General features: G+C 72.6%; 20 protein-coding genes and 2 pseudogenes. 3 read left to right on the forward strand and 19 right to left on the reverse strand.

Going from position 1 to position 26,662, the window contains the following annotated elements; genetic code table 11:
* Nucleotides 1-18 precede the first annotated feature (18 nt).
* From SACTE_RS05865 to SACTE_RS05905, 9 genes are all read right to left on the reverse strand, one after another.
* Nucleotides 19-1,167: a pseudouridine synthase gene (locus tag SACTE_RS05865; RefSeq protein WP_014045107.1), complete on the reverse strand. Its 1,149-nt coding sequence runs from the start codon at nucleotides 1,165-1,167 to the stop codon at nucleotides 19-21.
* The gene (scpB, locus tag SACTE_RS05870; protein ID WP_014045108.1) at nucleotides 1,167-1,817 is read right to left on the reverse strand and encodes an SMC-Scp complex subunit ScpB; all 651 of its coding nucleotides are present in this window, start codon (nucleotides 1,815-1,817) and stop codon (nucleotides 1,167-1,169) included. The genes SACTE_RS05865 and scpB overlap by 1 nt, the downstream gene beginning before the upstream one ends.
* Nucleotides 1,814-2,917, reverse strand: coding sequence for a ScpA family protein (locus tag SACTE_RS05875; protein ID WP_014045109.1), 1,104 nt, complete (start codon nucleotides 2,915-2,917; stop codon nucleotides 1,814-1,816). Before SACTE_RS05875 ends, scpB begins: the two co-directional genes overlap by 4 nt.
* Nucleotides 2,918-3,025: 108 nt before the next feature.
* Nucleotides 3,026-3,613 (reverse strand): hypothetical protein, encoded by a 588-nt coding sequence (locus SACTE_RS05880; RefSeq protein ID WP_014045110.1) that lies wholly within the window; start codon nucleotides 3,611-3,613, stop codon nucleotides 3,026-3,028.
* Complete coding sequence (locus SACTE_RS05885; RefSeq protein WP_014045111.1) at nucleotides 3,598-4,716, reverse strand: ParA family protein; 1,119 nt, start codon at nucleotides 4,714-4,716, stop codon at nucleotides 3,598-3,600. Before SACTE_RS05885 ends, SACTE_RS05880 begins: the two co-directional genes overlap by 16 nt.
* Before the next feature lie 369 nt (nucleotides 4,717-5,085).
* Nucleotides 5,086-6,201 (reverse strand): alanine dehydrogenase, encoded by a 1,116-nt coding sequence (gene ald / locus SACTE_RS05890; protein ID WP_026359271.1) that lies wholly within the window; start codon nucleotides 6,199-6,201, stop codon nucleotides 5,086-5,088.
* A gap of 143 nt (nucleotides 6,202-6,344) precedes the next feature.
* A complete protein-coding gene (locus tag SACTE_RS05895; protein ID WP_014045113.1) occupies nucleotides 6,345-8,411 on the reverse strand; it encodes a tetratricopeptide repeat protein in 2,067 nt (688 codons plus the stop codon).
* 214 nt (nucleotides 8,412-8,625) lie between these two features.
* Nucleotides 8,626-9,252: an NUDIX hydrolase gene (locus SACTE_RS05900; RefSeq protein ID WP_014045114.1), complete on the reverse strand. Its 627-nt coding sequence runs from the start codon at nucleotides 9,250-9,252 to the stop codon at nucleotides 8,626-8,628.
* Between the two features lie 76 nt (nucleotides 9,253-9,328).
* The gene (locus SACTE_RS05905) at nucleotides 9,329-10,999 is read right to left on the reverse strand and encodes a CTP synthase (protein ID WP_014045115.1); all 1,671 of its coding nucleotides are present in this window, start codon (nucleotides 10,997-10,999) and stop codon (nucleotides 9,329-9,331) included.
* Nucleotides 11,000-11,426: 427 nt separating this feature from the next.
* On the opposite strand from SACTE_RS05905, the gene SACTE_RS05910 reads away from it, so the two are divergent.
* Nucleotides 11,427-13,229, forward strand: a complete 1,803-nt coding sequence (locus tag SACTE_RS05910) for a glycoside hydrolase family 15 protein (protein ID WP_014045116.1) — start codon at nucleotides 11,427-11,429, stop codon at nucleotides 13,227-13,229.
* Between the two features lie 141 nt (nucleotides 13,230-13,370).
* On the opposite strand, the pseudogene SACTE_RS05915 reads toward SACTE_RS05910, so the two are convergent.
* From SACTE_RS05915 to SACTE_RS05945, 6 genes and pseudogenes are all read right to left on the reverse strand, one after another.
* A pseudogene (locus SACTE_RS05915) lies at nucleotides 13,371-13,616 on the reverse strand (transposase); the annotation flags it as partial.
* 1,518 nt (nucleotides 13,617-15,134) lie between these two features.
* Complete coding sequence (locus tag SACTE_RS05925; protein ID WP_014045119.1) at nucleotides 15,135-16,223, reverse strand: glycosyltransferase family 4 protein; 1,089 nt, start codon at nucleotides 16,221-16,223, stop codon at nucleotides 15,135-15,137.
* Between the two features lie 229 nt (nucleotides 16,224-16,452).
* A complete protein-coding gene (gene recN, locus SACTE_RS05930; RefSeq protein WP_026359270.1) occupies nucleotides 16,453-18,198 on the reverse strand; it encodes a DNA repair protein RecN in 1,746 nt (581 codons plus the stop codon).
* A 74-nt stretch (nucleotides 18,199-18,272) separates the two neighbouring features.
* Nucleotides 18,273-19,226 carry an NAD kinase gene (locus SACTE_RS05935; protein ID WP_014045121.1) on the reverse strand — a complete coding sequence of 318 codons (954 nt, stop codon included), beginning with the start codon at nucleotides 19,224-19,226 and terminating at the stop codon, nucleotides 18,273-18,275.
* On the reverse strand, nucleotides 19,223-20,038 hold the full coding sequence (locus SACTE_RS05940; RefSeq protein WP_014045122.1) for a TlyA family RNA methyltransferase: 816 nt from the start codon (nucleotides 20,036-20,038) through the stop codon (nucleotides 19,223-19,225). The genes SACTE_RS05935 and SACTE_RS05940 overlap by 4 nt, the downstream gene beginning before the upstream one ends.
* A gap of 7 nt (nucleotides 20,039-20,045) precedes the next feature.
* Nucleotides 20,046-20,372 carry a hypothetical protein gene (locus SACTE_RS05945; protein WP_019993935.1) on the reverse strand — a complete coding sequence of 109 codons (327 nt, stop codon included), beginning with the start codon at nucleotides 20,370-20,372 and terminating at the stop codon, nucleotides 20,046-20,048.
* Between the two features lie 42 nt (nucleotides 20,373-20,414).
* On the opposite strand from SACTE_RS05945, the gene SACTE_RS05950 reads away from it, so the two are divergent.
* Nucleotides 20,415-20,762, forward strand: coding sequence for an SCP2 sterol-binding domain-containing protein (locus SACTE_RS05950; RefSeq protein ID WP_014045124.1), 348 nt, complete (start codon nucleotides 20,415-20,417; stop codon nucleotides 20,760-20,762).
* Nucleotides 20,763-20,780: 18 nt separating this feature from the next.
* On the opposite strand, the gene SACTE_RS05955 is transcribed toward SACTE_RS05950, so the two are convergent.
* Together SACTE_RS05955 and SACTE_RS05960 are read right to left on the reverse strand one after the other, a co-directional pair.
* A complete protein-coding gene (locus SACTE_RS05955; RefSeq protein ID WP_014045125.1) occupies nucleotides 20,781-21,584 on the reverse strand; it encodes an ABC transporter ATP-binding protein in 804 nt (267 codons plus the stop codon).
* A gap of 206 nt (nucleotides 21,585-21,790) precedes the next feature.
* Nucleotides 21,791-22,819: an HAD hydrolase-like protein gene (locus SACTE_RS05960; RefSeq protein ID WP_014045126.1), complete on the reverse strand. Its 1,029-nt coding sequence runs from the start codon at nucleotides 22,817-22,819 to the stop codon at nucleotides 21,791-21,793.
* Nucleotides 22,820-22,886: 67 nt separating this feature from the next.
* Between SACTE_RS05960 and SACTE_RS05965 the strand changes: the two genes are divergently transcribed.
* On the forward strand, nucleotides 22,887-24,188 hold the full coding sequence (locus SACTE_RS05965; RefSeq protein ID WP_014045127.1) for a DUF1015 domain-containing protein: 1,302 nt from the start codon (nucleotides 22,887-22,889) through the stop codon (nucleotides 24,186-24,188).
* Between the two features lie 106 nt (nucleotides 24,189-24,294).
* Here SACTE_RS05965 and SACTE_RS34515 read toward each other — a convergent pair whose 3' ends face one another.
* Complete coding sequence (locus SACTE_RS34515; RefSeq protein ID WP_014045128.1) at nucleotides 24,295-25,083, reverse strand: tetratricopeptide repeat protein; 789 nt, start codon at nucleotides 25,081-25,083, stop codon at nucleotides 24,295-24,297.
* Nucleotides 25,084-25,365: 282 nt separating this feature from the next.
* Nucleotides 25,366-26,634, reverse strand: a pseudogene (locus tag SACTE_RS35555) (hypothetical protein); the annotation flags it as partial.
* Between the last annotated feature and the right edge of the window lie 28 nt (nucleotides 26,635-26,662).

Raw genomic sequence — 26,662 nt, forward strand, 5'->3', positions numbered from 1 at the left:
CGTCGGGGTACCGGGTGGTTACAGGCCGACCTCGCGCATCAGCATGCCCACCTCGGTGTTGGTCAGCCGGCGCAGCCAGCCGGACTTCTGGTCGCCCAGCGGGATCGGACCGAAGGACGTACGCACCAGGCGCTCGACCGGGAAGCCGGCCTCGGCCAGCATCCGGCGGACGATGTGCTTGCGGCCCTCGTGGAGGGTCACCTCGACCAGGTAGTTCTTCCCGGTGTTCTCGACGACCCGGAAGTGGTCGGCGCGGGCGTATCCGTCCTCCAGCTGGATGCCGTCCTTGAGCCGCTTGCCGAGGTCGCGCGGGAGCGGTCCCTGGATGGCGGCCAGGTAGGTCTTCTTCACCCCGTACCTGGGGTGCGTCAGCCGGTGGGCCAGCTCACCGTGGTTGGTGAGCAGGATGATGCCCTCTGTCTCGGTGTCCAGCCGGCCGACGTGGAAGAGCCGCGTCTCACGGTTGGTGACGTAGTCGCCGAGGTTCTGGCGGCCGTCCGGGTCCCCCATGGTGGAGACGACCCCGGCGGGCTTGTTCAGGGCGAAGAAGAGGTACGACTGGGTCGCCACGGTCAGGCCGTCGACCTTGATCTCGTCCTTCTGCGGGTCCACCCGCTTGCCCTGCTCCAGGACGATCTCGCCGTTGACCTCGACGCGGGCCTGCTCGATCAGTTCCTCGCACGCCCGGCGCGAGCCCATGCCGGCCCGGGCGAGGATCTTCTGCAGCCGCTCGCCCTCCTGCTCGGCGCCCGGGTTGGTCCGGGGCGTCCGGATCTCCGGCTTGTCGGCGTACCGGTCGCGGTTGCGCTGCTCGATCTTGGCGTCGAGCTCGCGCGGCCGGGCGGGCGCGCCCTGACGACGGCCGCCCTTGCTCACGTTCTGTGCGGACTTCGGGCCGCCCTTGGCGCCACCGCGCGCGGCCGTGCCACGGCCCTTGCGGGGACCGCTGCCCGGCTCGTCGGCGCCCACGTCGTAGCGGCGCTCCTCGGGACGGGGCTTACGGGGCCGCTGCTCCCGCTTGTCGTCGCGGCCTCCCGCGCCGCTCGCGCCCTGGGTGCCTCCCGCGGCCTTCGGCCGGAAGGAGCCGCCCGAGCCGCTCCGGGGATTCCGGTTGCCGCCGCTCTTGCCGCCGCCGCCGCTTCCGCTGTTCCTGCCACTGCTTCGCATCAAAATTCCGTCTTGTCGTCTGCGTGAGTTTCCGGGGTGTCCGGTGCGTCCGGATCGAACGACGGCACACCCTCTGGCGTCTCAGCCTCGATCGCGTCCGCCTCCGGAAGGAAGGGCGCGAGTTCCGGGAGCTCGTCCAGGCCACGCAGGCCCATGCGCTCCAGAAAGTAATTCGTCGTCCTGTACAGGATCGCACCTGTTTCGGGTTCCGCGCCCGCCTCCTCCACCAGACCCCTCTGCAGGAGGGTCCGCATGACGCCGTCGCAGTTCACCCCGCGCACCGCGGAGACCCTGGACCGGCTCACCGGCTGTCGGTAGGCGACCACGGCGAGTGTCTCCAGCGCGGCCTGGGTGAGCCGGGCGTGCTGGCCGTCCAGGACGAAGCCCTCCACGGCCTCGGCGTACGCGGGGCGGGTGTAGAAGCGCCAGCCGCCCGCGACGAGCCGCAGGTCGAAGCCGCGGCCCTGGACGGTGTACTCGTCGGCCAGCTCCCGCAGCGCGTCCGCGACCGCCCGGCGGGGCCGCCGCAGGACCTTGGCGAGGTGCTCCTCGGTGGCGGGCTCGTCGACGACCATGAGGACGGCCTCCAGCGCCGGCCTGAGGTCGAGCCCGGCGACCCCGGTCCCGGGCCCGTCGTCGTCTGCGTTCATTCCCGTACCTCCTCCGGCGCCTCGCGCACCTCTTGGTCGAACTCGTCGGTCACGACCGGCTCGGCCCCCTCGGCGCCCGCCCAGCGCACCAGGAGCTCGCCGAGCGCCTCCTCCTGGTCGAGGGCGACGGCCTTCTCCCGGTAGAGCTCCAGCAGCGCCAGGAAGCGCGCGACGACCGTGAGGGTGTCCGGCGCGTCCTCGGTGAGTACCCGGAAACTGATCTCCCCCTCGGCCCGCAGCCGCGCCACGACGACCTCGGCCTGCTCGCGGACGCTGACCAGGGGGGCGTGGATGTGGTCGACGTAGACCTGCGGCTTGGCCTTCGGCTGCGTCGCCTTGACCGCGAGCCGGGCGAAACCCTCCGGGCCGATGCTGATCACGACCTCGGGCAGCAGCTCCGCGTGGTGCGGTTCCAGCCCGACGGTACGGGGATGGCGGCGGGACTCGGAGTCCAGCCGGTCCTGGAAGATCTCGGCGATCCGCTTGTACGCGCGGTACTGGAGCAGCCGCGCGAAGAGCAGGTCACGCGCCTCCAGGAGGGCGAGGTCCGCCTCGTCCTCCACCTCGGCGGTGGGCAGCAGCCGGGCGGCCTTCAGATCGAGCAGGGTGGCGGCGACGACCAGGAACTCGGTGGTCTGGTCGAGGTCCCAGTCGGGGCCCATGGCGCGGATGTGGGCCATGAACTCGTCGGTGACCTTGGAGAGGGCGACCTCGGTCACGTCGAGCTTGTGCTTGGAGATCAGCTGGAGCAGGAGGTCGAAGGGGCCCTCGAAATTGACCAGCCGCACGGTGAAGCGCCGCTCGTCGCCTCCTCCCCCGTCCCCAGGGACAGCGGGTGCGGGGCGGGCGGCCTCGTCCTGCGGGGCGGCCGCGGCCTCCGGGACGGGAACGGCCTCCGGGGGCGTCCGGTCCACCGTGCGGACCGCGCCCGGCGCGTCGGACGGGGCGGTACCGGCTTCCAGGGTCTCGCCGCTCTGCCGGGCCGGCGCGACGGGCGTGCCCGGCGCCGGTGCCGTGTCGACCGCCGGCACGGCCCTCGGCTGCGGCCCGCGGCCGAGGGCACGGCGGGCGGGGCGGGGCGGGTCGTCGGCTGTCGGCATGTGCTGGGGTCCAGGGGTGCGGCGGTGGGTCGGGCGCGGAGGGGCCCGAAGGGCCGGGCCGCCCCGTTCGGCGGCCGTCTCCCCCGCAGGCTACCGGCGCCGCGCCGGTCAGCGGCCCCGCAGCCTCCGGACGAGGATGCTCGCGTCGCCCCGCGACTCCAGGTCGGCGAGCACCACGGCGACCGCCTCGCGGACGATACGGCCGCGGTCGACGGCCAGGCCGTGCTCACCGCGCAGGACGAGCCGCGCGTGTTCGAGGTCCATCAGTTCCTCGGCCGACACGTAGACGGTGATCTTCTCGTCGTGGCGTTCCCGGCCACTGGGCCGGCGGTTGGCCCCACGCCCGCCTCCGCGTCCGCGCTGCGGCTGGACGGTGGGCGCCGCCTCCTGCTGCGGCGCGCTGCGGGGCTGCGGCGGGGCGGGATCGGCGCGCCGGTGGGGTGTGCCGCTCCCGGAGCCGGCCGTGGAGTGCTCCTCCCGGGGCGAGCCCGCCGCCGGGCCCCCGGCGGGCTTCCGCGCCTCGCCCTGGTCCGCCCTGTCCGCCGCCGGGGAGTCGTTCGTCCCGCCCGGGGCGGGCGCCTGCGCCTCGCCGTTCGCCTTGCGTCGCCGGTCGGCGGGGGAAGAGGCCTGCAGGCCCGTGCCCCCGGTCGTACGGAACAGCTCGTCGGCACCGGGCAGACTCACTCGGCGTGACACCGGGCGAGCACCTCCCTGGCGAGCTGGCGATAGGCGGCGGCACCGACCGAGTTGGACGCGTACGTGGTGATGGGCTCACCGGCGACGGTGGTCTCCGGGAAGCGGACCGTACGGCCGATGACCGTGTGGTAGACGTGGTTGTCGAAGGCCTCGACGACGCGTGCCAGCACCTCTCGGCTGTGCACGGTGCGGGAGTCGTACATGGTGGCCAGGATGCCGTCGAGCTCCAGCTCCGGGTTGAGCCGCTCCTGGACCTTCTCGATCGTCTCGGTGAGCAGGGCCACACCGCGCAGCGCGAAGAACTCGCACTCCAGCGGGACTATCACCTTGTGCGCCGCCGTCAGGGCGTTCACGGTGAGCAGGCCGAGCGAGGGCTGACAGTCGATCACGATGTAGTCGTAGTCGGCCATCAGCGGCTTGAGGGCGCGCTGCAGCGTCGACTCACGGGCCACCTCGCTCACCAGCTGCACCTCGGCGGCGGAGAGGTCGATGTTGCTCGGGAGCAGGTCCATGTTGGGCACGGCGGTCTTCAGCAGGACCTCGTCGGCGGCCATGCCCCGCTCCATGAGCAGGTTGTAGACCGTGAGGTCGAGCTCCATCGGATTGACCCCGAGGCCGACCGACAGGGCACCCTGCGGGTCGAAGTCGACGAGCAGGACGCGTCGTCCGTACTCCGCGAGTGCCGCGCCCAGGTTGATGGTCGACGTGGTCTTGCCGACGCCGCCCTTCTGGTTGCACATCGCGATGATCTTGGCGGGACCGTGATCGGTCAGCGGACCGGGGATCGGGAAGTACGGCAGCGGCCGGCCGGTCGGGCCGATCCGCTCGCGACGCTGGCGAGCGGCGTCGGGCGCGAGGGTGGCCGCGTACTCCGGGTCGGGCTCGTACTCGGCATCGGGGTCGTAGAAGTGCCCCTCGGGCACTTCGGCGAAGTCGGCGAGGTGGGCGGAATCTCGGCCACTCTCGTTGCCGGCCATGGCGTTCACGTGTAGGCCGTCCATCATCTGGGGGGCTGTCGTCATGTGCTGGTGGGTGGCGAAGGTGCGGACTGCGACGGAGCCGACAGCTTCGAGCCCGCTCGGGCTCAGACCCCGTACAGGCATCCCTGGTCGACCACCCCCGGGAGTAATTGTCGACTCATTCACAAGTCGTCTTACCTCCTTGGATGGGACCAGGAAACTTATCGATAGGTCAGCGTGGCACCATGCCGACGATTGGCGACTCTATGGCGTGTCACCGGTTCGCAGCAACACAATCCGCCGGACCCGGCCCGATGTGTCGGCAATCGAACACCCTCCTGTCAAGAGTGCACGGCGCCCGGCGTGCACCATTCGCCGGGGTGCAAAAAGGGTAGAGGGTTACGTCTCCGGCGAGTTGGCGGGGGGCGCGTCAGCGGCCCGGCGCACGTCCGGCCGGACCTCGCGGTGCAAGGTCCGGCCGGGCGCATGAGGTTGACGGAGGGTGTTGACCACTCAGCCGAGAAGCGTGTCCAGTTCGACGTGGTCGAGCCCGTGCGCCTCCGCCACCTCGCGGTAAACCACTTGACCGTCGTGGGTGTTGAGCCCCTTGGCCAGTGCGGCGTCGCGGCGCAGCGCCTCGGCCCAGCCGCGGTTGGCGAGCTCCAGGATGTAGGGCAGCGTGGCGTTGGTGAGCGCGTAGGTCGAGGTGTTGGGCACCGCGCCCGGCATGTTCGCGACGCAGTAGAAGACCGAGTCGTGGACCGTGAAGGTCGGGTCTGCGTGGGTGGTCGGGTGGGAGTCCTCGAAGCAGCCGCCCTGGTCGATCGCGATGTCGACAAGAACACTTCCGGGCTTCATCCGGGCGACCAGTTCGTTGGTGACCAGCTTCGGCGCCTTCGCCCCGGGGATCAGCACGGCTCCCACCACGAGGTCGGCCTCGACGACGGCCTTCTCCAGTTCGAGGGCGTTGGAGACGACGGTGCGGACCCTGGTGCCGAAGATCCGGTCGGCCTCACGCAGCTTGTTGATGTCCTTGTCGAGCAGCGTGACGTGGAAGCCGAGCCCGACGGCGATCTGCGTGGCGTTCCAGCCGGAGACGCCGCCGCCGATGACGACCGCACGGGCCGAGCCGGTGCCGGGGACACCGCCGGGGAGCACACCGCGCCCGCCGACCGAGCGCATCAGGTGGTACGCGCCGACCTGCGGGGCGAGCCGGCCCGCGACCTCGGACATCGGGGCGAGCAGCGGCAGCGCGCGGTTCGCGGTCTCGACCGTCTCGTAGGCGATGGCGGTCGTACCCGACTCCAGCAGGGCGTCGGTGCAGGCGCGGGACGCGGCGAGGTGCAGGTAGGTGAAGAGCGTCTGGCCCTTGCGGAGGCGGTGGTACTCCTCGGCGACCGGCTCCTTGACCTTGAGCAGCAGGTCGGCGGCGGCCCAGACCTCGTCGGCGGTGGCCAGGATCCGCGCGCCGGCGGCGAGGTACTCCTCGTCCGGAATGGAGGAGCCCTCGCCCGCGTGCCGCTCGACGAGGACCTGGTGGCCGTGACGGACGAGTTCATGCACTCCGGCGGGTGTGATCGCCACCCGGAACTCGTTGTTCTTGACTTCGCGGGGGATGCCGACCTTCACGTCGATCACGGTCCTTGGCTCGAAGGTAGCTCGGACATGACGGGAGGTACCCGCATGAACCCAGCATAGGGGGAAGCACCGCAGGGATACGCGGCGCAACCATCATTAATGAAGGGCTTCCCGCTGTCTAGCCTTACAAAGCATTAAGTTTCTGACGAAGTACCGCTGGTTTCGTAGGCCATGCCCGCGTCCCCCAGCAATCGGTCGGCCGTCGCCCTGTGCAGTCTCGCGGCAGCGGGGTCGCCGAGCCGGTCCAAGGTGTCCGCCAGCCTCAGCTCCAGGGCCGCCTGCAGCCGTACGTCGCCCGCCCCTCGCGCCAGGCCGACCGCCTCGCGGCAGGTCTGCAGCGACTCCTGCGGCCGCCCCGCGTACTCCTGCACCCTGGCCGCCTCGCTGAGCGCCCGCGCCTGGGCGGCGGGGTCGCCGAGCCTGCGGTGGCCCGCCGCCGCGGCCCGCCAGTTCCGCAGGGCCTCCCCGTAGCGCCCCTGGTAGGTGTGGACGGCGCCCAGCCGCCCGTACAGCCGTGCCGCGTCGGCCCGCTCACCGTGCGTGAGCCGTTGCGCCAGCGCCCGGCCGTACCAGTCCGAGGCCCGGCTGAAGTCGCCCAGTTCCGCGTGGGCGCCCGCCACGGATTCCATGGCGCGGCCGGTCGCGTAGAGGTCCTTCGCCTCGCGTCCGGCGTCCAGGGCCGCCCGGTAGCGGGCCAGCGCCTCCTCGGTGCGTCCCGTCCTGGCGTCCAGGTCGGCGAGGTTGAGCAGGGCGGCGGCCTTCTCCCTGGGCAGGCTCCGGCGCTCGGCGACGTCGAGGACCAGTCCGTGCAGCCCGTACAGCTCCGGCGCCGCCTCCTCGGTACCGCGGTGGACGGCCAGCGCCCGCACGAGGGCGGCCACCAGTCGGCGGGCCAGGGTGTCCAGCCCCCCGTCCCGGACGGCCAGCCGGGCGGAGGCCAGCAGCGCCGGCTGCCGCATCCGCAGCCACTCGGCGGCCGCCTCCGGGCTGGGGAAGCGCAGCGAGCGCGGCAGTCCGGCGAGTTTGCGGCGGGCCGGGGAGCCCTCCGGTTCGGTGACCGCCCGGCAGGACTGGAGCTGCCGTACGGTCCGCTCCAGCATCCGGGCCCGGGCGAGCTGGATCTCGCCGGGCCGGTCCAGCTCGTCCATCAGGGCGCGCAGCAGCGGGGCCAGGCAGCCGGGCACCTCGTACTGCGGCCGGTCCGCGCCGTTGGTCCGCAGCAGCCCGAGCCGGACGAACTCCTCCAGCACGCCGCGGGCCACCGAGACCGAGCACCCGGCCAGCGCGGAGGCGGTGTGGGCGTCGGCCAGTCCGGCGGGGGCGAGGGCGAGCAGGCGCAGGGTCCGGGCGGTGGCCGGCGGCAGCGACGCGTGGACCAGCCGGAGGGCGCGGGCCAAGGGGCGTACGGCCAAGGGCTGGTCCGTGTCCTCCGGCACCTCTCGGAGCTGTTTGGTGACGTCCGCGACGGACGCGCCCGGGCTGGCCGCGAGCCAGCCGGCGACCAGGGTGAGGGCGGCGGGCTGCCCTCCGCACTCCTCGGCGAGCGTCTCGGCCGCACGCGGGTCGACGGTGATCCGGACCTGGCCGACGGCGTCGGCGAGCAACCGGACCGCCGGGCCCGCCTCCAGGCCTCCGACGGTGCACGGGCGGACCCCGGGGATCCCGGTCAGCGGTCCGGTGGAGGTGGCCACGACCAGGCAGTCCGGATTGTCCGGGAGCAGCGGGTCCACCTGTTCCGCGTCCACGGCGTCGTCCAGCAGGATCAGGGCGCGGCGTGCGGCGAAGGCCTCGCGGACCATCCCGGAGAGCTCGTCCTCGTCCGCGCCGGGCGGTGCGGTGACGCCGAGCTGGTCCAGGAGTTCGCGGGCGGTGCGCTCGCCGGGGACGCGTTCGCCGCCCGGTTCGGTGAGCGCGATCCGGTACACCCCGTCGGGGTGGTCCCCGGCGAGCCGGCGGGCGAGTTCGGCGGCGAGGGCGGTGCGTCCGGATCCGGGCCGGCCCGCGATCAGCAGGACCCGGGCGCGGGCGGCCTTGCGGCCGGCCAGGGTGTCCAGTCCGGCCCGCCCGATGTCCGCCTGAAGGTCTTTCAACTCCCGTTCACGGCCGAAGAATCGAGGTGGGGTGGCACCTGACGGCTCGTCAGCCGTGACTGTCCCGGCCGCTTCGGCCGGGCCGCTGGTGTCCACCGCCTGATCGGTCACGGGGCACGCTCCACTTCACTGCACGCGGTTGCCCGCCGGTACTCCGGCCGGCCTTTTCGAGCGTAGTTCAGTGATGCGGACGATCACGGCCGAGCGCGGCGGCCGGGTCCCTCGATCGGATGAGCGTTTCGTACGACAGGGCCCCGTGTGGCCCTGTCCCCCGGGCCGGGCCGGCGTCTCCTCCGGCCGTCCCGGGGGAACACGGGCACCGCTCTCAGGACTCGAAGGGCCGGGCCGGCCACGGCGCCTCGGCCGGGCGCAGTGCGTCCACCCCGTCGCCGGCGAGGGCGGCGGTGAGCGAGAGGGTGCCCACGACCAGGCAGCTGTTGTGCAGGTCCCCGGCGAGCACGCCCCGGACCAGCTCCTCCAGCGGCACCCGGGCCAGCTCCATGTCGGCCTCCTCCTCGGCGACCGCGAAGCGCTCGCCCTCGGCCTCGGAGAGGTCCCGGGCCAGGAAGACGCGGACGGCCTCGTCGCAGCCGCCGGGCGTGGTGTAGATGTCGGTCAGCACCCGCCAGTCCTCGGCCTTGACGTGCGCCTCCTCGTACAGCTCACGCTGCGCGGCGTGCAGCGGGTTCTCACCGGGCACGTCCAGGAGTCCGGCCGGGATCTCCCACAGCTTGTGGCGCACCGGGTGCCGGTACTGCCGCAGGACGAGCACCCGTCCTTCCTCGTCGAGCGCGAGGACGGCGACGGAGCCGGGATGGACCTGGTAGTCGCGGCTGTGGACGCTGCCGTCGGGCATCACCACGTCATCGGTGCGGACGCTGGTCTTGTTGCCGGTGAAGGGGGTCACCGTCGCGGTGACCTGCCACTCCTCGGGGGTGTCCTGGAAACCCATGTACGTCCTTCCACGGAAAACGAGAACCGGGGCACGCATCCGTCGAAGGATCCGTACCCCGGTCAACCGTATCGCCTTACGCGTCGGCACCCGTCCCGCGGGCCGCGACCTGGCGCTCCACGGCCGCCTTCACCAGACCGGCGAAGAGCGGGTGCGGGCGGGTCGGGCGGGACCGCAGCTCCGGGTGCGCCTGGGTGGCGACCAGGTAGGGGTGGGCCTCGCGCGGGTACTCGACGTACTCGACGAGCTTGTTGTCCGGGGAGGTGCCGGAGAAGACCAGGCCGGCCTTCTTCTCCAGCTCCGCGCGGTAGGCGTTGTTGACCTCGTAGCGGTGGCGGTGGCGCTCGTCGACGTACGGCTCGCCGGCGTACGCCTCGCGCACGAGGGAGCCCTCGGCGAGCTTCGCCGGGTAGAGGCCGAGCCGCATGGTGCCGCCGAGGTCACCGGCGCCCTCGACGTACGCGAGCTGCTCCTCCATCGTCGAGATGACGGGGTGGGCGGTGGCGGCGTCGAACTCGGTGGAGTTGGCGTCGGGGATGCCGGCGAGGTTGCGCGCGGCCTCGATCACGATGCACTGCAGGCCGAGGCAGAGGCCGAGCAGCGGCACCTTGTTCTCGCGGGCGAACTGGATGGCGCCGACCTTTCCGATCACCCCGCGCTCGCCGAAGCCGCCGGGGATGCAGATCGCGTCGACGTCACCGAGCTGCTGCTGGGCGCCGGCCGGGGTCTTGCAGTCGTCGGAGGCGACCCACTTGACCTTGACCCGGGCCCGGTTGGCGAAGCCGCCGGCCCGGATGGCCTCGGTGACCGAGAGGTAGGCGTCGGGCAGGTCGATGTACTTGCCGACCAGGGCGACGGTGACCTCGTGGTCGGGGTTGTGGACGCGGTCCAGCAGGTCGTCCCAGGTGGTCCAGTCGACGTCGCGGAACGGCAGGTCGAGCTTGCGGACGACGTAGGCGTCCAGACCCTCGGTGTGCAGCACCTTGGGGATGTCGTAGATCGACCGGGCGTCGGGGCAGGCGACCACGGCGGTCTCGTCCACGTCGCACATCAGCGAGATCTTGCGCTTGATGGCGGTGGGGACCTCGCGGTCGGCGCGCAGCACGATGGCGTCCGGCTGGATACCGATGTTGCGCAGGGCCGCGACGGAGTGCTGGGTGGGCTTGGTCTTCAGCTCGCCGGAGGGGCCGATGTAGGGCAGCAGCGAGATGTGCACGACGAAGACGTTGTCGCGGCCGACCTCGTGGCGGACCTGGCGGACCGTCTCCAGGAAGGGCAGGGACTCGATGTCGCCGACCGTGCCGCCGACCTCGGTGATGACGACGTCGACGTCGTCGGTGGCCATGCGGCGGATGCGGTGCTTGATCTCGTTGGTGATGTGTGGGATGACCTGGACGGTGTCTCCGAGGTACTCGCCGCGCCGCTCCTTGGCGATGACCTGCGAGTAGACCTGGCCGGTGGTGACGTTGGCCGAGCCGTCGAGGTCGACGTCGAGGAAGCGCTCGTAGTGGCCGATGTCCAGGTCGGTCTCGGCGCCGTCGTTGGTGACGAACACCTCACCGTGCTGGAAGGGATTCATCGTCCCGGGGTCCACGTTGAGATAGGGGTCGAGCTTCTGCATGGTGACCCGCAGGCCGCGCGCCTTGAGCAGGGCACCCAGGCTGGAGGCAGTCAGACCCTTGCCGAGGGAGGAGGCGACACCCCCGGTGACGAAGATGTGCTTGGTCGTCGTGGATGTGGGCTGCATAGCCAAAGGGGGCTCCCGTGGTCGCGATCGTGAGGTGCGTACCGGCGTGCCGCTCGGAGAATTCCGGGGGTGCCGTCGCTGCGGTTCGGGGGCCTCGTCCACTTCGGGACGACCACCGGTCCACGGGCTACCAGGGTATCAGCGACGGAGAGGGGCTGCTTCCGGCCGTACCCGTCACACGAAGGTCACAGGGTCGCCGCAGCCCCTCTACCTCACAACCGCCCTGCGCGGACAACATATGAACAGCGTCGCGCGGATCTTCGTGCTGCGTCGTATCCTGCTCGGACACTCGCTGCCGAGTCGGCCGGCCCAGCGGCATCATTCCAGCCCGCTACACCCGCGCAAGAGCTCGTCGGTTTCTTACAACGACCCCTTGACCAGCAGTTAGCGCCCCACGGGGCGACTGGCCGTTCGACTGGAGATACACGTGGCCGGGCGCATCGAGGATTACGCACTCATCGGAGACATGCAGACCGCCGCCCTGGTCTGCCGGGACGGCACAGCAGACTGGCTGTGCCTGCCCCGCTTCGACTCGCATGCCATTTTCGCCGGACTCCTCGGCACGGAGGAGCACGGTTTCTGGCGGCTGGGACCCGCCCGTCCGGAAGGGGCCGAGCCGCCGGCCGCCGACCGGCGCCGCTACCGGGGCGACTCGCTCGTCCTCGAATCGGAGTGGGACACCTCACGCGGGACCGTCCGCGTGACGGATTTCATGCCGCCCCGCGACGGAGCGCCCCAGCTGATCCGCATCGTGGAGGGCGTCAGCGGCCGTGTGCCGATGCGCTCGGAGCTGCGCATGCGCTTCAGCTACGGGCGGGTCACGCCCTGGGTGCACAAGGTGGACAGCCGTACGGTCGCCGTCGCGGGCCCGGACTCGGTGTGGCTGGACACCGAGGCCGAGACGTACGGGGAGAACCTGACCACGTACGCGGACTTCACCGTGGCCCCGGGCGACCGGATCGCCTTCACCATCAGCTGGCAGCCCTCGCACCACGAGCCGCCCGCCCTGCCGGACCCCGAGGGGTCCCTGGAGGCGACGGAGCAGTTCTGGCAGGAGTGGGTCGAGCAGTGCACGTACCACGGGCCCTACCGGGAGGCCGTGGTCCGCTCCCTGATCACGCTGAAGGCGCTGACGTACGGGCCGACCGGCGGCATCGTGGCGGCCCCGACGACCTCGCTGCCGGAGGAGATCGGTGGCGTACGGAACTGGGACTACCGCTACACCTGGCTGCGGGACGCGGCGATCACCCTCTCCTCGCTGCTGCGCACCGGCTACCGCGAGGAGGCCCGCGCCTGGCGCGAGTGGCTGCTGCGGGCCGTCGCGGGCGACCCGGAGAACCTCCAGATCATGTACGGGATCGCGGGCGAGCGTGAGCTCGGCGAGGCGGAGCTGGACTGGCTGCCGGGTTACGAGAACTCGGGGCCGGTCCGGGTCGGCAACGGCGCCGCGAACCAGTTGCAGCTCGACGTGTACGGCGAGGTCACCGAGGCGCTGCACCTGGCGCACATGACGGGTCTGACCCGCAACGACTACGCGATGGGCCTCCAGCTCAAGCTGATCGAGTACCTGGAGAAGCACTGGGAGGAGCCGGACGAGGGCATCTGGGAGGTGCGCGGGCCGCGCCGGCACTTCGTGCACTCCAAGGTGATGGCCTGGGTCGCGGTGGACCGCACGATCAAGCTCATCGAGGCCGGGGACGCGGACGGGCCGCTGGAGCGCTGGCTCCAGCTGCGCGACGACATCCACCGCGACGTCTGCGAGCGCGGCTACGACAAGGAGCGCAACACCTTCACCCAGTCCTACGGGTCGAAGGAGCTCGACGCGTCGCTGCTGCTGATCCCGCAGATGGGCTTCCTGCCCCCGGACGACAAGCGGGTCATCGGCACGATCGAGGCGATCCAGCGTGAGCTGTCCACGGAGGACGGCTTCGTGCTCCGCTACCCGACCGACGGCGACGAGGCCGGTGTGGACGGTCTGGAGGGCGACGAGGGCGCGTTCCTGGCCTGTTCGTTCTGGCTGGCGGACGATCTGGCGATGATCGGGCGGGTCGACGAGGCGCGCCAGCTCTTCGAGAAGCTGCTGTCCCTGCGCAACGACCTGGGTCTGCTGGCCGAGGAGTGGGACTCCCGGCTGCAGCGCCAGGTGGGGAACTTCCCGCAGGCCTTCAGCCATGTCCCGCTGATCGACACGGCGCTGCGGCTTACGGCGAGCGGCGCATACGTCGGCTGACCGGAAGACGGACGGACCCTGTGGGGCACGGCGGGCACTCTCCGCCGTGCCCCACAGGCGTGCCGCCGGGTCTCACCGCTTGCTGTGGGAGGGGCCGTGAGAGGGCTCCCGGCTCCCCAGCAGACCGGTGAGGCGGTCGAGGACCCCGTCGGTCTGCCAGTGGGCGAAGTAGCCGTAGACGCTCTGCCAGGGCGGGAAGTCGTGGGGCAGGTAGCGCCAGGGGATGCCGGTCCGGTCGACGTAGAGGATGGCGTCCATCAGGACTCTGAGGTCGTGGGTGGGTCTGCGGATCCCGGCGCGGTCCCGGCGCCAGGTCTCGAGCGTCGGGCGGATGAGTTCCCACCGTGCGTCGGACAGGTCGCTGGGGTAAGGCGTGCGCGGTCGCATGCTGCTGGGATATCGGTCCCGACGGCTTTACGGGAGGGCGCGCGAGGGGTCGCTGGAGGCATTGGACCCGATGCTTTCGCTTTCACCCGCACAGGGGGCGCACCCGTAATCGAGACAAGACCTCCGCACAAAAGTCGACCATCGAACGGTAATAGCTCCGCGCAATACCCGTAGCACACAGGCCAGATAATTTGCCCCGTGCCGGACCCGGCCTCCGGAACACGCCAAAGCGCCCTGGAAATAACCAAAACACTCGGCCGGGGTCGCCGCTCCTCACGCCGGCGGTGGCGGAGCGGCTCGCACCCGGCCCGGTCAGCCACCTCCGGGGCGCGACGCGTTCCCCGTCGGACGCACGACCGCGATCGGCGGGCGGGCCGGTACGCACTTCCTCATCAGCCCGCGGATTTCCCGGACAGAAGAGGAGGCTTCCATAAAAGTTCCGACCTTGAATTAACCTAAATATTACTTTTCTCCGATATCCCGGAGCGGGTTGCCGGAGCAAAAGGCTGGGGATATCCATGGTGAGCAGGTAAATCGAAGCCCAACGTTTACGACCGGCGTCGATTCAGCCATCCGAACGCATAAGCACATGGACTGGGGCTCTTCTTCGGCCATGTGGCGAGAACGTCGCCCTGACCGTCGGCAGTCGCTTCTGCTGCGGGACGGCCATCACGGACCCAGCGTGTGGAGAACCATACGGGAGGCACCATGGTCACACCGCCGACATCTCATCCCCCGACCACCACCGCACAGACGGCCCACTCGCCCGACGCCTCCGCCGCACCTTCTCCGGGCCCGGCGTGTGTCCCTCCGCAACAGCCACCGGAACAGCCGTGCGGCCCCCAGGGGCCTTCGGGTCCGCAGGGTCCTCCCGGCCCCCAGGGACCGCCCGGACGCACAGGGTGCACCGGCCCCGCCGGTCCCACCGGGCCGGCGGGCGGGGCGGGATGCGCGGGTCCCGCCGGTCCTCCCGGGCCGGAAGGACCGCCCGGCGCGCAAGGGCCGAGGGGGGTCGAGGGTCCGGCGGGCCCCGAAGGCCCCTGCGGCCCGCCGGGTCCCGAGGGCGCCCAGGGGCCCGAGGGAGCCGAAGGTCCGCCGGGCAGGGACGGCAGGGACGGGAAGCCCGGTGCGCACGGGCTGGCCGGTGCCGACGGTCGCGAGGGTCCTCCCGGGCCGCGCGGGCCCCAGGGACCCCAGGGTGACCCCGGGCCCGTCGGTGCCCTGGGCCCGCGGGGGCCCAGGGGCCTGAAGGGAGACCCCGGTGACACCCCCAGCCGGGAGTACTTGCGCCAGCTGATCAGGGAGTGCCTCGCGGAGGTCGGATTCTGCACTCCGGCCTGATCTCCACGAGGACTGCTCCCCACCGTGGGGCGGCGACGGGCCGCGGCACGGGCGGCGGGCCATTCCCCGGCGGTGCTCCCGGCCGACGGGCGGCGGCGCCACGGCGGTCCGTTCCTCCGCCGCCACGGGGCCGTGCGGGGGGTACGGGGCCCGGCTCCCCGTCACGTCAGGTCCGGGTCACGCACGGCCCGCCGACAGCGGCTGGACCAACTCGTCGTAGACGGACAGCACATGGGCGACGGTGTCCTCCTCGGTGGGCCATCCCGCCGTCTGCCGCCGTCCCGCCTCGGCGAGCCGTTCCCACCGGCCCGGGTCGCCGAGGAGTCGGACGACGGCGCCCGCCAGCGCTCCGGCGTCCCCGTACGGCACCAGTTCGGCGGCGCCGCCGACGAGATCGCGCAGCCCGCGGGAGTCGGCGGCCACCAGGGGCACCCCGAGGCGCAGTGCCTCCCGGGCCACGAGCGGCCGGGGCTCCTCGCGGCCGGGCAGCACGGCGAGGTCCGCGACGGCGAGGAGCTCTGACGGATCGTCCCGGCGGCCGGCCAGGACGACGGGCAGCCCCTCGTCGAGGACCCGGTGGCGCAGCGCTTCCTCCGAGCTGCCCTCCCCCACCAGGACCAGCAGCGGTACGGGATCCAGCTCACGCCAGGCGTGCGCGGCGTCCAGCAGTGTGTCGTATCCGTGGTGCGGGGCGAGGGTGCCGGACGAGACGAGTAACGGCCTTCCCACGGCGCCCAGTTCGGCACGCGCCTTGCCGTCGTGGACGACGGGCGGCCGACTCGCCGGGATCGGGGCGGGAGCGAGCCGGGCGTCCCTGGCGCCCCGTGTCCGGGCCCGGTCGACCAGCTCCGACGAGGTGCCGAGCACGACGGCCGCCGCGCGGGCGGCCCGTCGCTCCAGCAGATGCAGCATCCGTCGGCGGGCTCCCTCCACCTGGGGCCGGGAGTGCCAGGTCACCACCAGCGGCGTACTGCGCCCGCTCAGCGCGAGCCCGGCGCGCACGGCGGCGTGCAGCCCGTGGGCGTGGACGACGTCCGCCCCGGCGCACGCGGCGCGCAGGGCGGCGACGGCGGCGGGGTCACTGCGCCGGGGCACGGGGGCGAAGCGGGCGCCCGTCGCGGGGAAGGCGTGGGCACGCTCACCGTCGGCCGGGGCGCAGACGGTGACCTGCACCCCTCGCGCCACCAGGCCCGTGGCGAGCGAGGTGACATGAGCGCTGCTTCCGGCACCGCCGCCCAGTACTTGGACCGTACGCAGCTGTGACACGTCGAATGGCTCCCCGGGGCTCCCGAGTCGGCGGAATGTACAGCGCCAAGGATGCCAGCCCGTACGCGCGTTCCGGATCCGGCGAAACGTTGTTCCCCTGCCGATGGCGACCAGAAATCGGACCACCCCACTCTTCCGGGTGGGTTCAGCGGCCGAAAGTTGACGCCCGCCGCCCGGTTGCCGCATCACATGGTGCGGCAACCGGGCGGCGGGCCGGCGGGGACAGCCCTCAGCCGTCCGTCCGCGCGGTCGCCAACAGCTCCTCCGCGTGTGCCCGGGCCGTCTCCGAGTCCTCCTGGCCGGCCAGCATCCGGGAGAGTTCCCGTACCCGGTCCTCGCCTTCGAGGACCTTGACGCCGCTCCGGGTCACCGATCCGTCCACGGTCTTCTCGACCAGCAGCTGACGGTCGGCGAAGGCCGCCACCTGCGGCAGATGGGTGACCACGACGACCTGAGCGGACCGGGCCAGCTTGGCCAGCCGCCGGCCGACCTCGACGGCCGCCTTGCCGCCGACCCCGGCGTCGACCTCGTCGAAGAGGTACGTCGGCACGGGGTCGGAGCCCGCGAAGACCACCTCGACGGCGAGCATCACCCGGGACAGCTCACCACCCGACGCCCCCTTGGCGATCGGCCGCGGCTGGGCGCCGGGGTGCGGGGCCAGCAGGAGCTCGACCTCGTCGGCCCCGGTCGGCCCGTGGACGACGCTGCGGCCGCCGACGTCGATGCCGGACGCGTCGTCCGCGGCCTCGATCTGCCGGACGGCGAAGGAGACCCGGGCGTGCGGCATGGCGAGCGAGGCCAGCTCCTCGGTGACCGCCCCGGCGAACCGGGCGGCGGCCTCCGTACGCGCGTCGGTCAGCGCCTGTCCGAGCCCGGAGAGCTCGGCGCGCAGCGCGTCGCGCTCCGCCGTGAGCTCCTCGATCCTGTCGTCGTCGCCCTCCAGCTCGGTGAGCCGGGCGGCGCTCTCCTGGGTCCAGGCGAGGACGGCACCGATGTCCTGGCCGTACTTGCGGGTGAGGGCGGTGAGCGCGGCGCGGCGCTCCTCGACGGCGGCGAGCCGCAGCGGGTCGGCGTCCAGCTGGTCGGCGTATCCGGCGAGCTCCCCGGCCACGTCGGCGAGCAGGATCGAGATCTCACCGGTGCGGTCGGCCAGCGCTGCCAGCGCGGGGTCGTGGGCGCGTACGGCGTCCAGTGCCTGTCCGGCCGCCGCGACGATCGTGGTGGCGTCCACCGCCTCGGGGTCCTCCGGGTTGCCCGCGAGCGCCCCGTGCGCGAGGGCCGCCGCTGAGGCGAGGGCCTCGGCGTGGCCGAGCCGCTCGGCCTCGGCGGCGAGCTCGACGTCCTCCCCGGGCAGCGGCTCGACGGCCGCGACCTCGTCGAGGCCGAAGCGCAGCAGATCCGCCTCCTGGGCCCGCTCCCTGGCCCGGACCGTCAGCTCGTCCAGCTCCGTGACGACGGCGCGCAGCCGCCGGTAGGCGGCCGTGTACGCCGCGAGCGGCACACTCACGCCGTCACCGGCGTACCGGTCGAGGGCCTGCCGCTGCCGGGCGGGCTTGAGCAGCCCCTGCTGGTCGGTCTGGCCGTGCACGGCGACGAGCTCGTCGGCGAGTTCGGTCAGGACCCCGACGGGCACGGATCTGCCCCCGAGGTGCGCGCGGGAGCGGCCTTCCGCCGAGACGGTCCGGCTGACGATGAGCGCCCCGTCCTCGATCTCTCCGCCCGCTTCCTCCGCGCGCAGGGCCGCCGCGTCCCCCGGGGCCACCGTGATCCGGCCCTCGACGACCGCGGCCTTGGCGCCGACCCGCACCAGGGCGGGGTCGGCGCGTCCGCCGAGCAGCAGCCCGAGGCTGGTCACGACCATCGTCTTGCCCGCGCCGGTCTCGCCCGTCACCGCGGTGAAACCGGGCGACAGCTCCACCACCGCGTCGTCGATGACCCCGAGCGACCGTATCCGCATCTCCTCCAACACGGACATGACCATACGAGGTCCGGACCCCGCCGCGCTAACGGCCTGCCGGGCGGCACGATCTCCTCACACGGTGTTGACGGTCAGTGCGGTGCGCCCCGCCAGCCCTGCACGGGGAGCGCGAACTTGGCGACCAGCCGGTCGGTGAAGGAGGCCTGGTGCAGCCGTGCGAGCCGTACGGGAACCGCGCCGCGCCGCACCTCGACCCGGGCACCGGCGGGCAGTTCGACGGTCCTGCGCCCGTCGCACCACAGGACGCCGTGCGGGGTGTGCGGCTGGACCTCCACGGCCAGGACGGACGTGGGCGAGGTCACCAGCGGCTTGGCGAAGAGCGCGTGCGCGCTGATCGGCACCATCAGCAGGGCCTCGACCTCCGGCCAGACGACGGGGCCGCCGGCCGAGAAGGCGTACGCGGTCGAGCCGGTGGGGGTGGCGCAGACGATTCCGTCGCAGCCGAAGCCGGTCACCGGCCGGCCGTCGATCTCCAGAACGACCTCCAGCATCCGGTCGGGCGAGACCTTCTGCACGGCTGCCTCGTTGAGCGCCCAGTCGCTGTGCACGACATCGCCGTTGCTGTGCACCAGGACGTCGATCGTCATGCGCTCCTCGACCTGGTAGGCGCGGGTGACGACCCGGTCGACGACCTTGTCCAGGTCGTCGCGCTCGGCCTCGGCCAGGAAGCCGACGCGTCCCAGGTTGACGCCGAGCATCGGCACGCCGGAGGCCCGGGAGATCTCGGCGCCGCGCAGCAGGGTGCCGTCCCCACCGAGCACGATCAGCAGTTCGCAGCCTTCGACGGCCGCGGGTGTGGCGTCGGTGACCGTCATCACGGACGGGGGCAGCGGCAGGTCCGCCGCCTCCGCGGCCAGCACCCGCACGCCGAGGCCGTTGCGGAGCAGCCCCTGGACGACGAGCTCCGCGCTGCGGATGGCCGCGGGGCGGCCGGTATGGGCGAGCAGGAAGACGGTCCGGTCCGCGTCGCCCCCCTGTGCCGGCGTGCCCGGTTCCGGGTTCTCTTGTGCCGCTTGTGTCGTCAACGAGGCCCCTCCGCCACTGCGCGATCGACATCCGCGGGATCCGGTTCAGGTGCTCCGGCCCGCAGCCACAGAAAGTACTCGACGTTCCCCGAGGGCCCGGGCAGCGGGCTCGCGGTCACGCCCCGGACGCCCAGGCCCAGCTGCCAGGCCCGGCGCGCCACGTCCCGTACTGCTTCGGCGCGCAGTTCCGGGCTGCGCACCACGCCCCCGCTGCCGAGGCGCTCCTTGCCCACCTCGAACTGCGGCTTGACCATGAGGACCAGGTCCGCGTCAGGCGCGGCGCAGCGGGCGAGGGCGGGCAGCACGAGGCCGAGCGGGATGAACGACAGGTCACCGACGACCAGGTCCACCGGCTGCCCGTCGATCTGCTCCACCGTCAACTCGCGTACGTTCGTGCGGTCCTTGACGGTGACGCGCTCGTCGGACTGGAGCGACCAGGCGAGCTGCCCGTAGCCGACGTCGACGGCGACGACGTGTCCGGCTCCGGCCCGCAGCAGTACATCGGTGAAGCCGCCGGTCGACGCTCCGGCGTCCAGCGCACGCCGCCCCCGTACCTCCAGCCCGAGGGGGGTGAAGGCGGCCAGCGCGCCCGCGAGCTTGTGCCCGCCGCGCGAGACGTACTCGGGGTCGCTGTCGTCCTTGACGACGACGAGTGCCGCACTGGTCTCGACCTGGGTGGCGGATTTGGTCGCGGTGTTGCCGCCGACGGTCACCCGCCCGGCCGCGATCAGCTGGCTCGCGTGCTCGCGTGAGCGGGCGAGCTTGCGGCGTACCAGCTCGGCGTCGAGGCGGCGACGTGCCACTCCTGCCACGTTCGGTTCAGCTCCTGATGTCGTGCGCGGGCGTCGGTGCGGGTGCGGGGCGGGCGTCCAGAGCGGTCAGCTCGTCGCGCAGCCCACGGTGTACATCCTCGTACACCTCGGTGTGCCCGTCCGCCGGGAGGTGGTCGGCATCGGCCAGCCGCTCCAGCCGGACGTCCACCCCCGGGTGTCCGGTGGGAGTACGCGGGACGCCGAGCGGGGCGGGCGGTGCGGGGTCGTGGGAGGGCACGGAGGCCTCGGCCTCCGGGCCGGCAACGGGCTCGGGTGCCTCGGTGTCGGGGGCGGCCCCGGGCGTCGTGTCCGGCTCCGGCATCCAGTCGCTCATGCCGGAACGCTACCGCGAAGGGCCGGTGTACCGTCGGTCACGATGGCGACCATGGCGGAGTGCCGCAGCGCACTCGACACACTTTCCGACAACCTCGCGGGGGCGGACGGCGACGTCCGCGGTGCCGCCGAGCTCGACCGTTCGCTGAGCTGCCACGTCCGGGACCTCGACGTGACGTTCACCGGGCGGCTGACGGACGGCCGGATCCAGGTGCTGGACACCCTCGATGGGCCGCCCCGCGAGAAGGCCCAGATCCGGCTCGCGATGACCGGGGACGACCTGGTGGCCATGGTGAACGGCGAGCTGAACTTCGCGAAGGCCTGGAGCTCGGGGCGGGTCCGGCTGGAGGCGGGCTTCCGCGATCTGCTGAAGCTGAGGTCACTGCTCTGAGGGCTGCGCCGGATCCGGTCAGGCGGCCGCCGCCGCGCGCTTCCTGCGGGCGGCCGGGACCACGAGGGGCGTACCGGTCTCCGGGTCGTCGATGACCTGGCAGCGCATGCCGAAGACCTGCTCGACCAGGCCGGCGGTGACGACCTCCCCAGGCGCGCCCTCGGCGACGATCCGGCCCTGCCGCATGGCGATGAGGTGGGTGGCGTACCGAGCGGCGTGGTTGAGGTCGTGCAGGACGGCGACCAGGGTGCGGCCCTGCGTCTCGTGCAGTTCGGCGCAGAGGTCGAGCACCTCGATCTGGTGCTGGATGTCGAGGTACGTCGTCGGCTCGTCGAGCAGCAGGAGCGGGGTCTGCTGGGCGAGGGCCATGGCGATCCAGACACGCTGGCGCTGGCCGCCGGAGAGCTCGTCGACGTACCGGCCGGCGAGTTCGGCGACGCCGGTCGACTCCATGGACTCCCGCACGATCCGCTCGTCCTCGGGCGACCACTGCCGCAGCAGCCCCTGGTGGGGGTACCGGCCGCGCGAGACGAGGTCGAAGACGGTGATGCCGTCGGGGGCTATGGAGGTCTGGGGCAGCAGCCCGAGCATCCGGGCGACCTTCTTCGCGGGCAGCCGGTGGATGGACTGCCCGTCGAGCAGGACCTCGCCGCTCTCGGGCCTCAGCATCCGGGAGAGCGCCCGCAGCAGGGTCGACTTGCCGCAGGCGTTGGGGCCGACGATGACCGTGAAGGAGTTGTCCGGGATCTCGACCGAGAGGTTCTCGGCGATGGTCCGCCGGTCGTAGCCGAGGGTCACCGAGTCCGCGGTGAGGCGCTGCATGGTCGTACTCCTGGTGTGGGTGGCGTGCGTCGGAGGGTGCGCCCGGGGCATGGCCGCGGCGCCGGACCTCGGTAGGGGGACTCTCGACCGACACGAGGTGAGGCTAACCTATCCTTCCTTCCCGGCCGCTGTACGGGCGTACGGCGGCCGGAGCCGGGTCCCCCGTGCTTCTCGCGTCTCTCGCACCACCCGAGGCCCTCGCGTCCCTACAGTCCGAGCCGGGCCACCGCCGCCTCCGCGTCCAGCTCGCACGCGGCGTCCCCGCCCTGCGTCCAGGCCGCCCCGCACAGGGCTCGCAGCCCGTCCACCGGGTCGCCGTCGCCGTCCAGCGCCAGTGCGTCGCCGCGCACGGTGGCCGTCCAGCCGCCGCACCGGAACGCGTCGTCCTCCGCCGTCACCTCGGGCCGGCCGGTGAGCAGCCCGCGCAGGTCCCGGTCGACGTAGGTCGGCCGGTGGTGGGGCGCGGCCGCGAGCAGCAGCGCGGCGTCGGTCACCCCGGTGAGCACCAGCAGCGAGTCCACACCGCCGTTGAACGCGCCCTCGATGTCCGTGTCCAGCCGGTCCCCGACGACCAGCGGCCGCTCCGCTCCGGTCCGCAGCACGGTCTCGCGGTGCATCGGCGGCAGCGGTTTGCCGGCGACCTGGGGTTCGGCGCCCGTGGCGATGCGTACGACCTCCACGGCCGCGCCGTTGCCGGGCGCGATGCCCCGGGCGGAGGGGATGGTCAGGTCCGTGTTGGACGCGAACCACGCGGCCCCGCCCGCGATCGCGTACGCGGCCTCCGCGAACCGCCCCCACGGGAGGTCGGGGCCGCCGAAGCCCTGGGCCACCGCGACCGGGGCGTCGTCCGCCGACTCGACGGGCACCAGGCCCCGCTCCCGGAGCGCGACGCGCAGTCCCTCCCCGCCGACGACCAGGACCCGTGAGCCCGACGGCAACTGATCGGCCATCAGTCGCGCCACTGCCTGCGCGGAGGTGATCACATCGGTGGGTTCGGCGGGCACCCCCAGCTCCGTCAGGTGTTCGGCCACCGCGTCCGGGGTCCGCAGGGCGTTGTTGGTCACGTACGCCAGCCGCATCCCCCGGTCACGTGCGGCGCCCAGCGACTCGACGGCGTGCACGACGGCGTGCCCGCCCGCGTACACCACTCCGTCGAGATCGAGCAGGGCCGTGTCGTACGCCTCGCTCAGCGGCGTGCCGTTTCCGCTCGGGCGGGACCTGTACTGCTGACTCATCGCGCTCCTCTTTCCAAGCTTCTCCCCCGATCATCGCGCATCACGGGTGCGCACATACGATGCCCAAATGAACACATCAGGGCGCACCACCGATCACGGGCTGCGGCTGATCCCCTTCCGCGGGCTGCGGTACGTCCCCGAACGGGTCGGCAGCCTGGCCGCGGTGACGTCACCGCCGTACGACGTGGTCGTACGGCCCGACGGTCTGCACCACCTGGAGTCGCTGGATCCGTACAACATCGTGCGCCTGATCCTTCCCCAGGCGGGCAGCGCCACGGAACGCCACCAGCAGGCCGCCTCCACCCTGAAGCGCTGGCTGGCCGAGGGCGTCCTGGCCGCGGATCCGGATCCGGTGCTCTACGTCTACGAGCAGCGGGCCGGGGACGTCCTTCAGCGCGGGGTGATCGGGGCGCTGGCCCTGTCGCCCGCGTCCGACGGGATCGTACTGCCGCACGAGGACGTCATGGCGGACGTCGTCGCGGACCGCGCCGACCTGATGCGTACGACCGGGGCCCATCTCGAACCCCTGCTCCTCAGCTACGCCGGGGACGGCCGGCCGGCGGGTGCGACGGCGGTCGTCGAGCGGACCGTGGAGCAGAGCCCGCTCCTGACGACGACCACCGAGGACGGTGTCGCCCACCGGCTCTGGGCCGTCACCGACCCCGCGGACCGGGCGCGTATCGAGGCGGACCTCGCGGAGCGCCAGGCGCTCATCGCCGACGGCCACCACCGCTGGGCCACCTATCTGAGACTCCAGCAGGAACAATCGGGCCCGGGCCCGTGGGACTTCGGGCTCGTGCTGCTCGTGGACACGGCCCGCTATCCGCTGCGGGTACGCGCCATCCACCGTCTGCTGCACCGCCTTCCGGTCGTGGACGCGCTCAAGGCGCTCGACGGACGCGCCCGGGTCCGGGACGTCGAGGGGCCGCTCCCCCGGGCGCTCGACGCCCTGGCCGAGGCCGCGGCCTCGGGCAACGCCTTCCTGCTCGCGGGCGACGGGGGCTTCCACCTCGTCGACCGGCCGGACGAACGGCTGCTGGCCCGCACGGTGCCCGCCGACCGACCGGCCGCATGGCGCGAACTGGACGCCACGGTGCTGCATTCCACGCTGCTGGACGAGGTGTGGCGGATCCCCGACGCCCCGGAGCACATCGCCTACATCCACGACACGGAGGCGGCCGTCGAGCAGGCCGAACGGAACGGCGCCACGGCGGTCCTGATGCACCCGGTGGGCGAGGACGTCGTACGAGACCTGGCCAGGCAGGGCGTCACCATGCCCCGCAAGTCGACATCGTTCGGCCCGAAGCCGGCGACGGGGCTGGTGCTGCGCAGTCTCGGTACGGACGCGGGCGGCCCGGACGTGAGTTGACACGGCGTCAGCTGAGCGCAACGAGGAGAGGGCGGCACCCGTACGCGGGTGCCGCCCTCTCCTCATGCCGCTGTTCTACCGTCCTGCCGTCGTGTCGCCACGGCGGCTACGCCTTTGCGGGGCCGTCCGTCGAGTCGTCCTCGACGTCGGCTTCCGCCTCATCACCCGGGTGAGCCTGCGTCTCGTCGCTACCGGCGTCGACGTCACTGCCGCTGTCGGTGTCCGTGGCGGGCCGTGCGTCGTCCTGAGCGGTGTCCTGGACGTCCTCGTCGTCCTCACCCAGAGCGTCGACGAACTCGACGCCCTCGAGCTCGGCAAGCCGGTCCGAGGCGTCGGTGGAGCCGTCCTTGTCGGCCTCCAGGGCCTTCCCGAACCACTCACGGGCCTCGTCCTCGCGCCCGGCCTCCAGGAGGGCGTCCGCGTAGGCGTACCGCAGACGGGGCGTCCACGAGTGGACGGCGTTGGAGGCGAGTTCGGGGCTCTGCAGGGTGACGATGGCCGCGTCGAGCTGTCCCATGTCCCGCCGGGCCCCGGCCGCGACGAGGCGCATCTCCACCTGTCCTGCCTTGTCCAGCTTCTGCACCTCGGGCTCACCGGCCATGGCCATGGCACGCTCGGGCCGACCCAGGCCGCGCTCGCAGTCGGCCATGACGGGCCACAGCTCGACGGACCCGGTCATACGGCGCGACGCCCGGAACTCGGCCAGCGCCTCGGCGTACCTCTGGGTCGCGTAGGCGGCGAAGCCGGCGGCCTCACGCACCGCGGCGACGCGGGAGGCGAGGCGCAGGGCGATACGCGAGAAGGCGTAGGCCTGCTCGGGGTCCTCGTCGATGAGGCGGGCGACCACGACCAGGTTGCGCGCGACGTCTTCGGCGAGGGTCTTCGGCAGGCTCATCAGCTCCTGCCGCACGTCCTTGTCGATCTCGTCGCCGGTGACCTCGTCGGGGATCGGGAGGCGCTTGATCGGCTCACGCTCGCGGTCGTCACGACCCTGGTAGCCACCACGGTCGTCACGGCCCCGGTAGCCACCACGGTCGTCACGCCCCTGGGAGCCACCGCGGTCGTCGCGGCCCCGGTAGCCACCGCGGTCGTCGCGCCCCTGGTAGCCGCCGCGGCTGTTGCCCCGGTCGTTGTCCCTGCGCGGGCCACGGTCGTCGTCGCGACGGGGGGCGCGGTCCCGGTCACGGTCGTCACGGCGGAACCCGCCACCACCGGTGCGGTTGTCTCCCCGGCTGTCGTCGCGACGGAAGCCACCGGGCCGGTCGTCGTCGCGGCGGGGGCCACGCGGGCGGTCGTCACGACGGTCGGAACCACCGGCGCCGCGATACCCACCACGGTCGTCCTCACGACGCGGAGCGCCGCCCCGGTAGCCGCCACGGTCGTCCTCACGACGGGGGGCGCGGTCGTCACGGCGGAAGCCGCCACCGCTGCGGTTGTCACCTCGGCTGTCGTCGCGACGGAAACCACCGGGCCGGTCGTCGTCGCGGCGGGGGCCACGCGGGCGGTCGTCACGACGGTCGGAACCACCGCGATACCCACCACGGTCGTCCTCACGACGCGGAGCGCCACCCCGGTAGCCGCCACGGTCGTCCTCACGACGCGGAGCGCGGTCCCGGTCACGGTCGTCACGGCGGAAGCCACCACCGGTACTGCCGCCCCTGCTGTCGTCACGACGGAAACCGCCGGGCCGATCGTCGTCCCGACGGGGGGCGCGGTCGTCACGGCGGAAGCCGCCACCGCTGCGGCTGTCTCCCCGGCTGTCGTCGCGACGGAAACCACCGGGCCGGTCGTCGTCGCGGCGGGGGCCACGCGGGCGGTCGTCACGACGGTCGGAACCACCGCGATACCCACCACGGTCGTCCTCACGACGCGGAGCGCCACCCCGGTAGCCGCCACGGTCGTCCTCACGACGCGGAGCGCGGTCCCGGTCACGGTCGTCACGGCGGAAGCCACCACCGGTACTGCCGCCCCTGCTGTCGTCACGACGGAAACCGCCGGGCCGATCGTCGTCCCGACGGGGGGCGCGGTCGTCACGACGGAAGCCGCCACCGCTGCGGTTGTCACCTCGGCTGTCGTCGCGACGGAAACCACCGGGCCGGTCGTCGTCGCGACGCGGGCCACGCGGGCGGTCGTCACGACGGTCGGAACCACCGGCGCCGCGGTAGCCACCACGGTCGTCGTCACGGCGGGGGGCGCGGTCGTCACGGCGGAAACCGCCGCCACCCGAGCCGGGGCCGGCGCCTCGGCCGCTGTCTCGACGCGGGCCACGGTCCCGGTCACGGTCATCACGACGGAAACCGCCTCGGTCACCGTCACGTCGGGGCGCGGAGGAGCGGTCGTCGCGGCCTCCTCGGTAGCCGCCCCTGTCACCGTCTTCCCGGCGACGCGGCTCGCGCTCCGGACGATCGTCGGAAGAGTTGGTGGACATGGGGGTGACTCCTGTCATCGGGTACCACAGACATTCTCGCGCAGTC

The organism is Streptomyces sp. SirexAA-E (genome assembly GCF_000177195.2).
Taxonomy (GTDB): Bacteria; Actinomycetota; Actinomycetes; order Streptomycetales; family Streptomycetaceae; genus Streptomyces; species Streptomyces flavovirens.

Coding starts and splice junctions, on each gene's coding strand:
- SACTE_RS05865 (WP_014045107.1), bottom strand. CDS start 1,167: ATGCGAAGCAGTGGCAGGAACAGCGGAAGCGGCGGCGGCGGCAAGAGC.
- scpB (WP_014045108.1), bottom strand. CDS start 1,817: ATGAACGCAGACGACGACGGGCCCGGGACCGGGGTCGCCGGGCTCGAC.
- SACTE_RS05875 (WP_014045109.1), bottom strand. CDS start 2,917: ATGCCGACAGCCGACGACCCGCCCCGCCCCGCCCGCCGTGCCCTCGGC.
- SACTE_RS05885 (WP_014045111.1), bottom strand. CDS start 4,716: ATGCCTGTACGGGGTCTGAGCCCGAGCGGGCTCGAAGCTGTCGGCTCC.
- SACTE_RS05900 (WP_014045114.1), bottom strand. CDS start 9,252: ATGGGTTTCCAGGACACCCCCGAGGAGTGGCAGGTCACCGCGACGGTG.
- SACTE_RS05905 (WP_014045115.1), bottom strand. CDS start 10,999: ATGCAGCCCACATCCACGACGACCAAGCACATCTTCGTCACCGGGGGT.
- recN (WP_026359270.1), bottom strand. CDS start 18,198: ATGTCCGTGTTGGAGGAGATGCGGATACGGTCGCTCGGGGTCATCGAC.
- SACTE_RS05945 (WP_019993935.1), bottom strand. CDS start 20,372: ATGAGCGACTGGATGCCGGAGCCGGACACGACGCCCGGGGCCGCCCCC.
- SACTE_RS05950 (WP_014045124.1), top strand. CDS start 20,415: ATGGCGACCATGGCGGAGTGCCGCAGCGCACTCGACACACTTTCCGAC.
- SACTE_RS05955 (WP_014045125.1), bottom strand. CDS start 21,584: ATGCAGCGCCTCACCGCGGACTCGGTGACCCTCGGCTACGACCGGCGG.
- SACTE_RS05960 (WP_014045126.1), bottom strand. CDS start 22,819: ATGAGTCAGCAGTACAGGTCCCGCCCGAGCGGAAACGGCACGCCGCTG.
- SACTE_RS05965 (WP_014045127.1), top strand. CDS start 22,887: ATGAACACATCAGGGCGCACCACCGATCACGGGCTGCGGCTGATCCCC.
- SACTE_RS34515 (WP_014045128.1), bottom strand. CDS start 25,083: ATGAGCCTGCCGAAGACCCTCGCCGAAGACGTCGCGCGCAACCTGGTC.